Source organism: Chamaesiphon sp. GL140_3_metabinner_50 (assembly GCF_025361915.1).
GTDB lineage: Bacteria > Cyanobacteriota > Cyanobacteriia > Cyanobacteriales > Chamaesiphonaceae > Chamaesiphon.
In genome coordinates this window covers 14662-28354 of the sequence record NZ_JANYJC010000104.1, presented here as the reverse complement: position 1 = coordinate 28354, position 13693 = coordinate 14662, and the positions used below count along the sequence as shown (strand labels likewise).

Sequence of the window (13693 nt, the reverse complement as noted above, 5' to 3'; positions counted from 1 at the left end):
TCTGGTTCAAAACCACTGCATTACCTACCAACTACATGAATGGCGCATTGTGATGGGAGAGTAAGAAGTAAGGAGTAAGAAGTACCAAAACCTATTCCCTATCTCCTATTCCCTATCCCCTAATTTCCGTCCCACTTCCGAGAGAGTATAAAGAGGACGATGTTTGACTTCTTCGTAGATTCTGCCGATATATTCGCCGAGAATGCCGATACTGATTAATTGCACTGCGCCTAGAAAGAAAATAGCGATCGCGATCGTTGCAAAACCAGTTAGGGTAGAGTTAGTAAAAACTCGCCAGTATAATACAAGTAGTGCCATGACGATCGCCAAAACTGCTGAGAATAAGCCCAAATAGGTAGACAGTCGCAAGGGGACGCTCGAAAAAGAGACTAAGCCATTAATTGCCAGTCCTAGACTTTTAGCAAATGTATATTTTACCGATCCGGCATAGCGCGAATCGCGATCGAATTTAAAGGCAATTTGCCGAAAACCTACCCACGCTCTCAACCCACGTAAATAACGATTGCGTTCGGGCATTTGATTGAGTAAATCTACTACCACTCGATCCATCAAGCAAAAATCGCCAGTATCCGTGGGAATTTCTACATTGGCAAGCTGTTTGAGGACGCGATAAAAAGTATAGGCACAGAGCCGCTTAAACCAGCCTTCTCGCGCTCTAGCGGTGCGTTGGGCATAGACGACATGATAGCCTTGTCGCCATAATGCCAACAAATCGGGAATTAATTCTGGCGGATCTTGAAGATCGCCATCTAAGACGATAATTACATCACCTCGGACGTAATTTAAGCCAGCCGTTACAGCAATTTGATGACCAAAATTTCGCGCCAGACTCAAATATACCACTCGCTCGTCTCGATCGTGTAAAGCTCGTAATAATTCGAGGGTGCGATCGTGACTGCCATCATCGATGAGGATTAATTCCGCACGATCGTCCAATCCATCCATGACCGCACTCACCCGCCGATACAAAGCCGGAATGTTGCTCTGTTCATTATACACCGGAATGACTAGAGAATATTTAGGCATCGAGCGAGTGAGATATTTAACATAGCCTGAATCCTAAAGCCTAAAGCCGAATTAATTAATTACTGCAATACAATCGATCTCGACTAAAACATCTTTTGGTAATCGGGCGACTTCCACACACGCACGCGCTGGTGCGGTTGCTTCATCAAAATAATGGGCATACACTCCATTCATTGTAGCAAAATCATTCATATCTTTGAGAAATACGCCCGTCTTCACAATATTGTCAAAAGTCGCACCAGCTTCTGTTAAAATTGCCGCTAAATTTGCCATAACTCGCTCGGTTTGCTTGGCAACATCTCCTTCATGAACTAACTGGTTAGTCGTTGGATCGATCGCAATTTGTCCCGATACAAACAACATTCTACCAGTGGCGATAATTGCTTGATTGTAAGGGCCAACGGGTGCAGGTGCCAGAGCAGTTTGAATTACTTGTTTGGTCATGAGTGAGAATAAAAAACTAAGATCGTTTAACTTTAACCCGAACTTGCATTTTTTACTAGCGATTAGACTTCGATCCGATCTCCATGAGATTTGGGCACCGAAATTACTAAAAAAATTGCCTCTCGATCTGAATCATTCCGAAATTGATGGATCGTATTTGGCGGAATCTCAATTCCTTGATGGGCGTGCAAAACTTTACTTTTACCATCGACTTCAATCGTCGCTTCGCCAGTAAGAATGTAAAAAAATTGTCTCGATAAAATGTGAAAATGAGCGCGTTCGCTTTCACCTGCGGGAACTCGCTCTGTAATAACGCTAAGATTGTGTTTTTTCAAAAGATGCCAGCCGTCACAACCATTACCCCAAGGATAATGTTCTGTATTTAAAACGTCTACAATTTCCATTATGTTATCAAAATTATGTACGGTAGATCGATCCTACCTTGGTAAATAGGCGATCTTCTTTCTTGCTCTATGTTTTTATATACTTAGAGCGGTGATGGGTATTAGCTTACCAGTCTGGCAAACTTAGAATCGACTAAATAATTATACTCATATTTTGTGTTAGATTGTAATTAATACTTTAAATCGCCATCACAATCGGTAGTTGCAGGCGGAGCATCTACTTCAGCAACTTTTAAAGATCGCTCTACAGATTCGCCATATCTAATTGGTAGCTGAATTACTTTTCCTGTTTCTGGTTTATCCTCTTGAGGCATATCACCGCGTCGTCTAGCAGAAACACGTTCCTCACTCGTCCCTTCACTAATCACCTCATATAAAACTGCCTGTTTATCTGCTTTCCCCTTTCGTAAAATTCGCCCCAAGCGTTGAATATATTCCCGTGGCGAAGCAGTACCAGATAAAATTACGGCGATACTCGCAGCAGGAACATCGACACCTTCATTTAATACTTGCGATGCAACTAATATTTTATAGGTACCTTCGCGGAAGTGGGTTAAAATTTGATGGCGTTCTTTAACTGGAGTATGGTGGGTAATTGCCGGAATCAATAAGCTTTGAGCGATCCGATAAACAGTGGCATTATCGCTAGTAAAAATTAGCGTAGATTCGGGATAGTGTCGATCGAGAATTTCTGCTAAAATCCGTAACTTACCATTAGTCGATAACGTAATTTCTTTAGCCTCCCGATGGGCTAGCATCGCCCGTCTACCTTCAGTCGATCGACAACTGGCGCGGATAAACTTTTGCCAACCATCGATACTGCCAAATGAGATTTTTTGACTGCGCAAAAATCGATCGCGCTCGGCAATTAGTTCGTGATAGCGACTGAGTTCTTCAGTACTTAATTTAACTTTAATCTGTTCGACTCGATAAGGAGCTAGAGCCGAACCTGCCAAATCTGCGGGGGTTTGACGATAGACTTCTTTACCGAGTAAAATTGCTAAATCTTGATGCCTGCCATCGCTACGTTCGGGCGTAGCACTCAAACCCAGTCGATAAGGTGCGATCGAATATTCAGCAACAACCCGATAAAAATCCGTCGGTAAATGATGGCACTCATCACAAATCAATAACCCATATAAATCTCCCAAAGACTCGATCTGAATCGCCGCACTATCATACGTCGAAATCAAAATTGGCGATCGATCTCGCGAACCGCCACCGAGTAAGCCAATTTCCGTACCGGGAAAAACTGTTAGTAACTGCGCGTACCACTGATGCATGAGATCGATCGTCGGTACCAGGATCAACGTGCTGCGAGGGGTAGCCGCCATCGCAAGCTGCGCCACCAGAGTTTTACCCGCTCCAGTCGGTAACACAATAACACCCTGCCTCCCAGCCTGTTTCCACGCTAGTAGAGCGGCTGCCTGATGGGGATAGGGTTCGAGACTGAGTTGAGAATCTAATTTCAGCTCGGCAAAAGCCTTAGCTTTATCGACAAAATCGGTATTTTCTTGCTGGAGTGCTTCAACGACTGCGCGATAGTCAATCCCCTGAATCCGAAACTTCTCAACGCGATCGTCCCACGTTGCATATGCCATCCAGCCTTTACTGCGTGGTGGTGGGTGTAGCAGTAATGTTCCGCGATCGTATGTGAGCGTTGGCACTCTTGCCATAGGAATTTAGTCAGATTTAAGCACACCTTATCCTAACGCAACCACTGTCGATCGCGTAATTTGACTACGCTTATCACAAGTAGCGTCTCCCAGGAAGAATCGTTTAACTAATCTAACTAGCATATGTCATGCTTTTAGCCATTTCAGTTAGCATATCATTCTGGGCAATGGCAAGAGCGATCGCTAGTCCCGCCGATGCATTTGCTAGAAAACCTTTTTCGGTAAACTTATAGTTAACATGATTGGCAAGCGACCATAAAAATACCGCAATTCCAAATACTAAGAATAAGGTAATCACAACTGTTAGCGATAAAATTTGGCTATCTGCTTGACTCGCATCAGCAACCCAGATCTTCGTCCAATGAGCGGCAATAGTCCAGATAAATACTCTACTCACACAGCACAAGTATCCACTGATAAAATAAGCAACGATTCCAGGTAATAATTCCATATTTTGTAGTCGATAGTGTGGTATTTGTAGATAACTCAAGTTGCTAGTTGTGGGTTATTAGTGAGATGAGTATTAGGTTTTAGCTGTTATGTTTTAGCTTTTATCCCATCGCTAATACCTAATACCTAATACCTAATACCCAAATTTTTAACCGTGGTTATAACTAGCAACTTGCGTTAGATAAGAATTTGATTTACTATCTACTATTCCCTATTTACCATTCACTATCGCCATCGATCGCGCTCTAGATCGTAGATTGCTTTTTCCCAATGCCAATCTGCTGACTTATCTGGGTGTCTGAGCTGAGATTGCTCCACAAGACGGTTGGCAGCCTTTTGATTGCCACCCAATAATTTCACTAATTTTCGCTCTAACTGCGGGTGTTGGGGTCGAATTTTCCGGTTATCTCGAAGATTTTGCCCACCCATAGATAGAGTGCGGCGTTGCATCCAGAGAAATAATCCTAGACACAACAATAGAGAAATGGCGATCGCAGCACCAGACATAAAAAATCTATCGAAAATATTTAATCTTCGTAACTAATCCTACTAAAATATTAACTCTGATTTATACTTTACAGTTCAGTGTAAACACGTATTTTTGAGGACGGCAATCTGTACATCGGCTACCTTGAAGTTATCTAATTAGCTCAGGGTAAGTATTTATCGGTTAGATTGTAGATTCGCTCAGACTAAACATCGCTTATAAATTAACCTCAAACTATGCAACAGCCCGATCTTTGGCAATCTAAACCCTGGTGGTGTCAGCCGTGGACGATTATTCTAACTGGCATAATTATCATTGCGGGTAGTTGGCTATCGTTTCATACTCTATGGTTAACTCTACCAGTTGCCATATTAATTATGCTGTGGTGGACTTATTTTTTGATTATCGTACCGCGTATATTAGCAGCACAAGATTTAGATCGGTCTTAACCACTCCAGGCTCAGAGCAATATAAACACCAGGCTTTAGAAAAGTTATCATAGATTGCATAAAACGTCACAACGGAAATCGATCGAGTCGCGAGAAAATAGTACAGATTTTTCTCCATCGAATTAGATGCACAAGATTCCCGACTGGTATATTCTCCCTAGTGCTGCATTCACGATTAGTAGGAAACAAATTAAACATTATAATTTTCTAGACAAACGACCAGAAAATGGCGATGTTGTCTATGGAAAAATTATTCGGCTCGGTCAACATGCCGAACTAGAAAATAAGTTAGGTAGAATTCATCGGCTCAATGAAGGCTCGACAGCAATCTTTGTATTTGGCAATCGCTACGCACCTGATTTTTACGAAGGGACGATTCCCAAAACGATGGAAATGAAGGTAGATCTATTAGCTCGATCGGGTATTATTGGTAACGTCCAGGTTAAAAACTCATCAGTCAAAGAACCTACTCAAGTTAAGGTGTTGGGTTATATCTGCGATTTAAATGGTGAAGTATTAAATACTCGCAACTATCCATTAATTAAGCCTAAAAAAACAGAAAAAAAAGAAGATCGATCTAAGTTAATTTTATTTGTAGGCACTAGTATGAATGCTGGCAAAAGTACTAGTGCAACGGCTTGTTGCTGGGCATTGACGACGATGGGATATGATGTCAGAGCATCGAAAGTGACGGGTACAGCTAGCCTGAAAGATATTTTACACATGCAAGATGCCGGGGCTTCGATCGTTAATGATTTTACTCATTTTGGATTTCCATCTACTTATCTATTAGAAGAAAAAGAAGTAGTAAAAATATTTAACGATCTCGATCTTAAATATGCTAATAATCCTAAAAATTATTGGTGCGTCGAATTAGCAGATGGAATTCTACAACGAGAAACAGCACTATTATTAAAATCGCCAGACGTGCGATCGCGCATTCACAAGCTGATATTTGCCGCCCATGATACTTTTGGTGCAATCGGGGGATTGAACGTCCTCAAGACCGAATTTGGGCTAGTTCCCGACGCAATTTCTGGTGTCTGTTCTAGTTCGCCACTATTTTTACGAGAGTTATCAGAATTTACAGATATCCCGGTATTCAATAATATCGATTGTAATTTAAAGCAACTATCCGAACTCTTAATTTAATCAAGATCTGTAGGGGCGGGTTTATGCCATCGATAACGCTCGTACTAGAGACTTATTTCAAACCCGCCCTCCCCCACTAATGATGCTCTAACTTAACCTTTAATCCACAAAAAAGGATAGATCTAAATTTAGACCTATCCTTGATATTTGTTCTACCTGAAAATTACATTTTGCCCATTTGAGCGGCAACTTCAGCAGCAAAGTCAGACTCTACTTTCTCGATACCTTCACCGAGAATAAAGCGAGTAAAGCGACTGACTGTAATCTCTTCGCCTAATTGTTTGGCAGTTTGGCCGATTAGTTCGGTGACACTGATATTCTGATCCTTAATGTAGGGTTGATCTACTAAGGTCATTTCTTTAAGGCGTTTGTCGATGCGTCCTTGAACGATCTTTTCTTTAATATTGTCGGGTTTGTTGGCAATATCATCGCGTCCCATTTCGATTTCTTTTTCCTTGCTGGCGATCGCTTCAGGAATTTCACCGACATTGATATACTCAACGTTGGGACAAGCTGCAACTTGCATTGCCAAGTTCCGTGCTAAAGCTTTGAAATCGTCGCTCTCTGCCACTTTTGCAGACGCACAGTCGAGTTCTATCAATACACCAACTCGTCCGCCAGTGTGGATGTAGCAATCGACAGCACCTTCGGTACCTGCGGCAATTTTATAGTTAGCCAAGCGACGAACATTTAAATTTTCGCCAATTCTAGCAATCGCTAGTTTGAGAGCCGCATCTACAGTAACATTAGGATCGGCAGCATAAGGTTGTGCCAGTAATGCTGCAACGCTATCAGCCGTAATCGCCTGTTTGGTCAAACTTTGTGCTAGAGCTTTAAAATCATCATTCCGCGCCACAAAGTCAGTCTGACAGTTGAGTTCGATGAGTACGCCAGCTTTACCATCAGCCTGAGTGAAATTTTCCACCAAGCCTTCAGCCGTAATCCGATCTCCTTTTTTCTCAGCCTTAATTGCTCCGGATTTCCGCAACCAGTCTGCTGCTGCGTCGAGATCCCCACCTGTTTCGGTGAGTGCCTTTTTGCATTCCATCATTGGTGCGTCGGTCTTTCTCCGTAGTTCTTGCACCATCTTTGCAGTTATTTCAGCCATTTTCCTTTATCTGTGTTCGAGATGGTTTTTGGTAGAGGGGTAAGGGAGTAAAGGGTAAGGGGGAAAGGGCAAATGACACGCATTTAGCCCTTTCCCCCAACCTCACAATCAAATAAATAATTGTGATAACAACCCTAATCCTATCCCCTAATTTTAGCCTTCGCTGCTTTCTTCGCCCTCAGCTTCGACTAATTCGCCTTCTTCATCGTAGTCGTCTTCGACATCTTCGTAGCCGTCGTAAGGATCGAGATCGGCACCTTCGAGCTGACCGTGATAACCTTCATAAATCGCATCGGCGAGTTTGCCGAGGATTAGCTTAACGGAACGAATTGCGTCGTCGTTGGCGGGGATGGCTACATCAACCAAGTCGGGGTCGCAGTTGGTATCGAGTAGCGATACGATCGGAATGTTCAGCTTTTGGCATTCTAACATCGCGTTATATTCCCGTCGTTGATCGACGACAATTACGATATCGGGTACCTTCCGCATCTTCTTGATTCCACCCAGATATTTCTGGAGTTTCGCCATTTCCCGTCGTAGTACGGAAGCTTCTTTTTTGGGTAATAAATCTAGCGCGCCGCTGGCTTCGCGACGTTCGAGATCTTTCAAGCGTTCGACGCGAGTTTTAATTGTCGTCCAGTTGGTGAGCATTCCCCCCAACCACCGTTGGTTGATATATGCTGCACCACAGCGACTCGCTTCTTGAGCGATAATGCCTGCTGCTTGACGTTTGGTACCGACAAATAGAAACCGTTTACCTTGTTCTGCGGCTGTCCGCATATAAACATAGGCTTCTTCCATCAACTGGGCAGTTTGCACCAAGTCGATAATATGTACGCCATTGCGCGCAGTGAAGATGTATGGAGCCATTTTAGGGTTCCAACGTCTGGTTTGGTGTCCGAAGTGAACGCCAGACTCCATCATTTGCGCCAAGGTTACTACTGGCATAAGATTCTTTACTCCTAATCGGGTTTATCCTCCATCCAGGCTGTATTTCGATATGAAACACCCGAATCCCTGAATGTGCGAATTTTTAGACAACCTTTTAAGTATAGCGTAAATTGCTCGTTCTTAGGAGATGGGAGATGGGAGAGGGCTACTGTGTATACACATCTCTGGTTAGAAGCGAAATTGGTGAGAATCCCCCTAAATCCCCCTTTTAAAGGGGGTTGGGAGATTTGGCTCTCGAAACGAAGTCTATCCGACTTGTGTATGCAGGGTAGGGGGGACGGGGAGGGATGTAAACGCTCAATCCAAAATCCAAAATCAAACCGGGATAGTACACAGACAAAGAATAAATGTCTCAGTCCATTCCACGACTGCTCCGTAGGTATCGCCAGTATGTCCGCCTAAGCGACGGTGAAAATAATATCCGACTAGAACGGCAATGCCACAACTAGCGATCGATCTCAGGCTAATTATCATCCAATTTAGGGGTTGTAGATAAATTTGGCATCCAGTTACTACTAGCAAAAAAAATAGCCCCAGTAATATGTCATTGGGTAAGTTCATCCCTTTACGATGAAATGCGCCCTTGCCTTCGGCTTTAAGATAAGGGTAGATGGCGATCGTGAGTACTTGTCCCCAGCGACTCCAGCCAGCGGCGAGTAATAATACCCACGATCGATCTGTGGCGATCGCGGATAGGGCGCAAGTTTTGAGTAAGATAATAACTACTGCTACCATTGCCCCAAATGCCCCCGTTACGCTATCAGACATCACTATTAACCTTCTGTCTGGATCTTGGACTGCTAAACCATCAGCGGCATCCATCGCCCCATCTAGATGCAATCCTCCCGTCCACCAAATCCAGAGGACGATCGTGAGACTCGATCGGACTAAGATCGGCATTTGCAGCCAATCTAAGCCCCAATCTATCAGAGCTAATCCTCCCCCTAACAACAACCCAATTACAGGTGCCCAGCGCGCAATCCGGGTAAAATCTAGCTGAAGTCTAGATGAGACGGGGAAGCAAGTATAAAAGGTGAGGGCGGCAAGTAGAGAGTTGAGGTTGAGTAACACGGGTAGAGGATAGGGGCTATTAAAAAAGTAATGCTTGAGGAATTTTTATATTAGTCGATCTAGACCATTCAATACCGATCGCCAGTACAAATCGATGAGAAGATTTCGATATGTGGTGACAAAGAAAATCAGAGCATCGTTTTAGCCCTATTCCCTATTTCCTAGCATGAAGACAAAGAAGCAATTCGGACAACATTGGTTGCGAAACGAACGAGTACTCGATCGCATTATTACTGCGGCAAAAATATTACCAACCGATCGCATTCTCGAAATTGGCCCCGGTACTGGAATTTTAACTCGTAAATTAGTTGCGGCGGCGAGTGCGGTGGTAGCTGTCGAGATCGATCGAGATTTGTGTGCGCTGTTAGTCAAAAAAATGGGTCATATCGATAATTTTTTGTTGTTAGAAAATGACTTTTTAAGTTTGGATGTCAATGGCAGTTTAAATGATTTCCCTAATTTTCAGAAGGCTAATAAAGTCGTTGCCAATATTCCATATAATATTACCGGGCCAATTTTAGAAAAATTACTAGGAAATATCGTCCATCCAGCCGATCGACCTTTTGATTCGATCGTACTATTAGTTCAGAAAGAAGTCGGCGAAAGATTATTTGCCAAGCCGAGTACTAAAGCCTTCGGCGCATTATCGATTCGGGTGCAATATTTAGCCGACTGCGAATTAATTTGTCCCGTTCCCGCTCGTGATTTTTCGCCGCCGCCGAAAGTCGATTCGGCTGTAATTAGGCTGACTCCAAGACGGTTAGACTTGAAGGCAAACAATCCGAAAATGTTGGATAATTTAGTAAGATTGGGCTTTGGTACGCGCAGAAAAATGCTCAGAAATAATCTGCAAAGCGCGATCGATCGAGAAGACTTAATCGAACTACTCGCATCATTAGGTATCGGTGCTGAAATTCGTGCTGAAGATCTGAGTATCGAACAATGGATTCAGTTATCCAATTTAGTAGCCGAACGAAACATCTCTAACTAAATATTTTGTTCTGACTATCGACGTTCGTCGAGCCATTGTTGTAATATTACCGCAGCCGCAATTCGATCGATAGTTGCTTTATTTTGAGATACTGATATTTTTGCTGCTTTCATCATTTCTTCGGCAGCGTAAGAAGTCAACCGTTCGTCTATATATTCGATCGGTAACTCGATAACTGTTGCGATTCTCCGCGCAAATTTCTGGACTTGTTTGGCTTGCGATCCGATGTTGCCATCCATTGTATAGGGTAAACCCAGCACCAGTATCTCTACTTGTCGCTCGGCAATAATGGCGGCTAGCTGGGCGATATCTTCTGGAAACGAAGTTCGCCAAATAGTGGTAATTCCCGTCGCGATTAACCCCAATCCGTCACAACCAGCGACACCGATGCGCTTGCTCCCGACATCTAATCCTAATGCTGCGACTCTCATGTCTGTGGAAACTCTTTTAATAACTGCCTCGATTCTAGCTCATTTTTAAAAACTTTTTAGCTGCTTTGTGTGCGATCGGATTTATCTACGATTGCTAATATCGGCGATTTCTTAATATTCGCCAATCGCTCGAAAAAATAGAGGTATTAATTATAATACCTCTAGATCTAGATTATATTGAATTTGTTGGTCTAATGGATAAAATTAGCGATTAGGCAGCTAATTTAACCAGATTCTCATCGTCAGGCTTGTCGAGTAAATTCAAGACATTTGCCTGTGGTAAAGTAAGCTCGGTCGTAGGTGCTAACAAGTTAAGAAACCTGTCAGCAATTGCATCTTGACGACCAACAAAGAACTGTTCCCAGTTAGCTTGGGTGGGAGCCACATGGCTGTGAACTTTACATGCAGGCGATTTAGCATTATTACCAGCTAGTTCGCGTTTGACAGTAAATTGAAAGACACAGAGACTATTAAAGCGAACGTCTTTAGCACGCGCGGGAATTGAATTGGCGATCGCGTGACATTTGGTAACTTCGTTTACAAGTTGTTGCCAATGAAAACTAAAACTCGCTTGGTTGGCACCTTTGGCTACATAAGCAAACCCAATTTCATGTAATGGTTGATTTTGCTCATCTAGTAGTAAAATTTCATAGCATTGTGCCGTACCATATTGAGCGCGATCGCTATATAATTGCTTGCTATATTGTCCGGCAACTACCAGGCGTTCTTCTTGACGAGAAACCTGTCTGTCGAAGGCGAATAATGGCGAACGGGGAACTACTAACATCCGGGGCGATTGAATCAACAATCCGCGCTCTTTACCGCCGCTATTGTATTCGTAGATAATTAGTTCGCTCTCATCGACATGTTGCCAGCCCGCTTTTGCCATTTCGGATTCGGTGATAAAATAACCACAGTCGCTGGGGCCATTTTCACCGCGCAATGCTTGAATTCTGGGCAAGCGAGCGTTAGGATTGACATATTCAGGCGAAGCAAATCGATCTTTGGCTGCTGCGCTGGGTACGACGATGGTTTCTTCGGTGACAAGTCGGGATGGTGGGATAATTTCTGCCTCGCTCATCTGCTCGTTAGGATCTGAACTTAATTCGCTCTCGGTTGTGGGTGTGTATTGGGTAGTATTGTCTTTAGTTGCTCTGGTTTTTGAGTAAGTCATAGATTCGGCTTTGGGAGGAATGTAAAAGTTCTAGGAGTAGTACTATAAAGATCGATAAATTGTTAATTATCTCGATCGACATACTGACGAGTTTGACTCAGGCTCTGAGTTTTAAGCGATCTGGTGTTAAAGGTGTTTTTCCTCGCTCGCTCTCATTAGTACAAGTATATCATGATTTTGTCAAATAGTACACAAGATCTAAAAAATCAGTTTTTTGGCGTACCTTGCTTACTACTGAGCGGCAAATGGATAGCTCGAACATCTGGGGCGAGGTAGTCTTGCGCCGATTCTGTCAGTGCCAAAAAATAGTTGCTAGAATAGATGGACAGGACAACTTTGGCACGTTAGAAAAAAGCAGTCGGCGCGAACATGAAGCGAATTGAGAAATATTTACCCGATCGCTAGCTAAATACCTTGTAAATTCTTAGAGCATTGTGCTAGGATAGTATGTCTGGCATTATGTCAAATTTTTAAACGTGAGTTTTCCCAGGGCTAACTGTGGCAAATATTAAGTCTGCAATCAAACGTGTCGAAATCGCCGAGCGGAATCGGCTTCGCAACAAGTCTCATAAGTCTGCGGTACGGACGCTGATGAAGAAATACTTCACAGCAGTCGAAAAGCATACTGCGGCACCTTCAACCGAATCCTCGGCTGAAGTCCAAAAATGTATGTCCGAAGCATATCAAAAGATCGATAAAGCAGTTCAAAAAGGTGTACTGCACAGTAACAATGGTGCTAACAAAAAAGCCCGTCTGGCTAAAGCACTAGCAGTTAAAGCTGCCTAGACCAATCTCCGACCGCAACCAATTAATCTGTGCTAAATGCAGCTAATTGACACTCACGTTCATATCAACTTCGATGCCTTCGAGGCGGATCTAGATGCAGTGCGCGATCGCTGGCGATCGAGCGGAGTCGTACAACTCGTACACTCTTGCGTAACGCCAGCCGAGTTTACCAAAACCCAGAAATTAGCAGATCGGTTCCCCGAACTGTTCTTTTCGGTAGGTTTACATCCTTTGGATGCAAGCTTGTGGAAAGCAGATCTCGATCTTCAGATCCGGGAGTTGGCAAGCAGCGATAGCCGGGTAGTCGCGATCGGCGAAATGGGTTTGGATTTTTTCAAAGCCGATAACCACCAGTTACAGAGCGAAGTTTTTCGCTCGCAGCTTCAGATTGCGAATGAGCTGGATTTACCAGTCATCATTCACTGTCGCGATGCTGCTACCACGATGCGTCAGATTTGTCAAGAATTTCAATCGGAATTCGGGCAAATTCGAGGTGTCATGCACTGTTGGTCGGGAACTCCAGCCGAAACCCAATGGTTTCTGGACTTAGGTTTTTATATCAGCTTCAGTGGGGTGGTTACTTTCAAGAATGCGACCCAAATCCAAGCGTCAGCTAAACTCGTCCCGATCGATAAACTCTTGGTTGAAACTGACTGTCCGTTTTTAGCTCCCGTACCCAAACGTGGCAAGCGAAACGAACCTGCCTTCGTCAGTCATGTTGCCAGTTATCTAGCTCAGTTACGGGGCGAAGATATCGAAACGTTAGCCGATCGGACAACTGCCAATGCCCGTCAATTATTTAGATTACCAGTATTAGCCTCAGTTGACTAATTATTAAATATATTTAAGCTTCATTCACCAGATCGCCCGACATGTTCGCGATCTGCTTTCGCCACAAACGACAATCGCTCGGCTCGATATTTGTTAACTATACCAGATTCAACATCTATGCAGCAGTTACTACTGGCAAGGGAGCAATGCAGATTTACCTACATCATTATCTCGTCCTGATGGCTAACATCCAAACAATTCAGAGGTCGCTCGGATCGAGTATTAACTGGTACGACATTTA

Annotated in this window: 16 protein-coding genes; 5 read left to right on the top strand and 11 right to left on the bottom strand. The window is 43.5% G+C overall.

Going from position 1 to position 13693, the window contains the following annotated elements:
• Window positions 1-105 precede the first annotated feature (105 nt).
• From Q0R35_RS05560 to Q0R35_RS05535, 6 genes are all read right to left on the bottom strand, one after another.
• Window positions 106-1047: a glycosyltransferase family 2 protein gene (locus tag Q0R35_RS05560; RefSeq protein ID WP_295615100.1), complete on the bottom strand. Its 942-nt coding sequence runs from the start codon at window positions 1045-1047 to the stop codon at window positions 106-108.
• 51 nt (window positions 1048-1098) lie between these two features.
• Window positions 1099-1491, bottom strand: a complete 393-nt coding sequence (locus Q0R35_RS05555; RefSeq protein WP_295615099.1) for a RidA family protein — start codon at window positions 1489-1491, stop codon at window positions 1099-1101.
• A 62-nt stretch (window positions 1492-1553) separates the two neighbouring features.
• Window positions 1554-1895: a cupin domain-containing protein gene (locus Q0R35_RS05550; protein ID WP_295615098.1), complete on the bottom strand. Its 342-nt coding sequence runs from the start codon at window positions 1893-1895 to the stop codon at window positions 1554-1556.
• Between the two features lie 170 nt (window positions 1896-2065).
• Window positions 2066-3571, bottom strand: coding sequence for a DEAD/DEAH box helicase family protein (locus Q0R35_RS05545; protein WP_295615097.1), 1506 nt, complete (start codon window positions 3569-3571; stop codon window positions 2066-2068).
• A gap of 112 nt (window positions 3572-3683) precedes the next feature.
• Window positions 3684-4022, bottom strand: coding sequence for a hypothetical protein (locus tag Q0R35_RS05540; RefSeq protein ID WP_295615096.1), 339 nt, complete (start codon window positions 4020-4022; stop codon window positions 3684-3686).
• 224 nt (window positions 4023-4246) lie between these two features.
• Entirely contained in the window at window positions 4247-4528 is a 282-nt protein-coding gene (locus tag Q0R35_RS05535; RefSeq protein ID WP_295615095.1) for a hypothetical protein, read from the bottom strand.
• 216 nt (window positions 4529-4744) lie between these two features.
• Between Q0R35_RS05535 and Q0R35_RS05530 the strand changes: the two genes are divergently transcribed.
• Window positions 4745-4957 carry a DUF6737 family protein gene (locus Q0R35_RS05530; RefSeq protein ID WP_295615094.1) on the top strand — a complete coding sequence of 71 codons (213 nt, stop codon included), beginning with the start codon at window positions 4745-4747 and terminating at the stop codon, window positions 4955-4957.
• A 126-nt stretch (window positions 4958-5083) separates the two neighbouring features.
• The gene (locus Q0R35_RS05525; protein ID WP_295615093.1) at window positions 5084-6109 is read left to right on the top strand and encodes a hypothetical protein; all 1026 of its coding nucleotides are present in this window, start codon (window positions 5084-5086) and stop codon (window positions 6107-6109) included.
• A 163-nt stretch (window positions 6110-6272) separates the two neighbouring features.
• Here the strand turns inward: Q0R35_RS05525 and tsf are convergent, their stop codons facing one another.
• The 3 genes from tsf to cobS all read right to left on the bottom strand — a co-directional run bounded on the left by tsf (window position 6273) and on the right by cobS (window position 9239).
• On the bottom strand, window positions 6273-7217 hold the full coding sequence (gene tsf / locus Q0R35_RS05520; protein WP_295615092.1) for a translation elongation factor Ts: 945 nt from the start codon (window positions 7215-7217) through the stop codon (window positions 6273-6275).
• Between the two features lie 153 nt (window positions 7218-7370).
• Window positions 7371-8165: a 30S ribosomal protein S2 gene (gene rpsB, locus Q0R35_RS05515; RefSeq protein WP_295615091.1), complete on the bottom strand. Its 795-nt coding sequence runs from the start codon at window positions 8163-8165 to the stop codon at window positions 7371-7373.
• Between the two features lie 318 nt (window positions 8166-8483).
• On the bottom strand, window positions 8484-9239 hold the full coding sequence (gene cobS, locus Q0R35_RS05510) for an adenosylcobinamide-GDP ribazoletransferase (protein WP_295615090.1): 756 nt from the start codon (window positions 9237-9239) through the stop codon (window positions 8484-8486).
• Between the two features lie 166 nt (window positions 9240-9405).
• On the opposite strand from cobS, the gene rsmA reads away from it, so the two are divergent.
• Window positions 9406-10230: a 16S rRNA (adenine(1518)-N(6)/adenine(1519)-N(6))-dimethyltransferase RsmA gene (rsmA, locus tag Q0R35_RS05505; protein ID WP_295615089.1), complete on the top strand. Its 825-nt coding sequence runs from the start codon at window positions 9406-9408 to the stop codon at window positions 10228-10230.
• A 14-nt stretch (window positions 10231-10244) separates the two neighbouring features.
• Here rsmA and ruvX read toward each other — a convergent pair whose 3' ends face one another.
• Window positions 10245-10661, bottom strand: a complete 417-nt coding sequence (ruvX, locus tag Q0R35_RS05500; protein ID WP_295615088.1) for a Holliday junction resolvase RuvX — start codon at window positions 10659-10661, stop codon at window positions 10245-10247.
• A gap of 211 nt (window positions 10662-10872) precedes the next feature.
• Window positions 10873-11835 carry a DUF5895 domain-containing protein gene (locus Q0R35_RS05495; RefSeq protein ID WP_295615087.1) on the bottom strand — a complete coding sequence of 321 codons (963 nt, stop codon included), beginning with the start codon at window positions 11833-11835 and terminating at the stop codon, window positions 10873-10875.
• A gap of 498 nt (window positions 11836-12333) precedes the next feature.
• Here Q0R35_RS05495 and rpsT point away from each other — a divergent pair, with 498 nt between their 5' ends.
• Both rpsT and Q0R35_RS05485 read left to right on the top strand, forming a co-directional pair.
• Complete coding sequence (rpsT, locus tag Q0R35_RS05490) at window positions 12334-12621, top strand: 30S ribosomal protein S20 (protein WP_295615086.1); 288 nt, start codon at window positions 12334-12336, stop codon at window positions 12619-12621.
• A 36-nt stretch (window positions 12622-12657) separates the two neighbouring features.
• A complete protein-coding gene (locus Q0R35_RS05485) occupies window positions 12658-13452 on the top strand; it encodes a TatD family hydrolase (protein ID WP_295615085.1) in 795 nt (264 codons plus the stop codon).
• Window positions 13453-13693: the final 241 nt, after the last annotated feature.

Excerpts from the sequence above, each read along its gene's own strand:
- Q0R35_RS05560 (WP_295615100.1), bottom strand. The coding sequence starts at position 1,047 with ATGCCTAAATATTCTCTAGTCATTCCGGTGTATAATGAACAGAGCAAC.
- tsf (WP_295615092.1), bottom strand. The coding sequence starts at position 7,217 with ATGGCTGAAATAACTGCAAAGATGGTGCAAGAACTACGGAGAAAGACC.
- Q0R35_RS05485 (WP_295615085.1), top strand. The coding sequence starts at position 12,658 with ATGCAGCTAATTGACACTCACGTTCATATCAACTTCGATGCCTTCGAG.
- Q0R35_RS05530 (WP_295615094.1), top strand. The coding sequence starts at position 4,745 with ATGCAACAGCCCGATCTTTGGCAATCTAAACCCTGGTGGTGTCAGCCG.
- Q0R35_RS05550 (WP_295615098.1), bottom strand. The coding sequence starts at position 1,895 with ATGGAAATTGTAGACGTTTTAAATACAGAACATTATCCTTGGGGTAAT.
- Q0R35_RS05545 (WP_295615097.1), bottom strand. The coding sequence starts at position 3,571 with ATGGCAAGAGTGCCAACGCTCACATACGATCGCGGAACATTACTGCTA.
- Q0R35_RS05555 (WP_295615099.1), bottom strand. The coding sequence starts at position 1,491 with ATGACCAAACAAGTAATTCAAACTGCTCTGGCACCTGCACCCGTTGGC.
- Q0R35_RS05535 (WP_295615095.1), bottom strand. The coding sequence starts at position 4,528 with ATGTCTGGTGCTGCGATCGCCATTTCTCTATTGTTGTGTCTAGGATTA.
- ruvX (WP_295615088.1), bottom strand. The coding sequence starts at position 10,661 with ATGAGAGTCGCAGCATTAGGATTAGATGTCGGGAGCAAGCGCATCGGT.
- rsmA (WP_295615089.1), top strand. The coding sequence starts at position 9,406 with ATGAAGACAAAGAAGCAATTCGGACAACATTGGTTGCGAAACGAACGA.
- rpsB (WP_295615091.1), bottom strand. The coding sequence starts at position 8,165 with ATGCCAGTAGTAACCTTGGCGCAAATGATGGAGTCTGGCGTTCACTTC.
- Q0R35_RS05540 (WP_295615096.1), bottom strand. The coding sequence starts at position 4,022 with ATGGAATTATTACCTGGAATCGTTGCTTATTTTATCAGTGGATACTTG.
- Q0R35_RS05525 (WP_295615093.1), top strand. The coding sequence starts at position 5,084 with ATGCACAAGATTCCCGACTGGTATATTCTCCCTAGTGCTGCATTCACG.
- Q0R35_RS05495 (WP_295615087.1), bottom strand. The coding sequence starts at position 11,835 with ATGACTTACTCAAAAACCAGAGCAACTAAAGACAATACTACCCAATAC.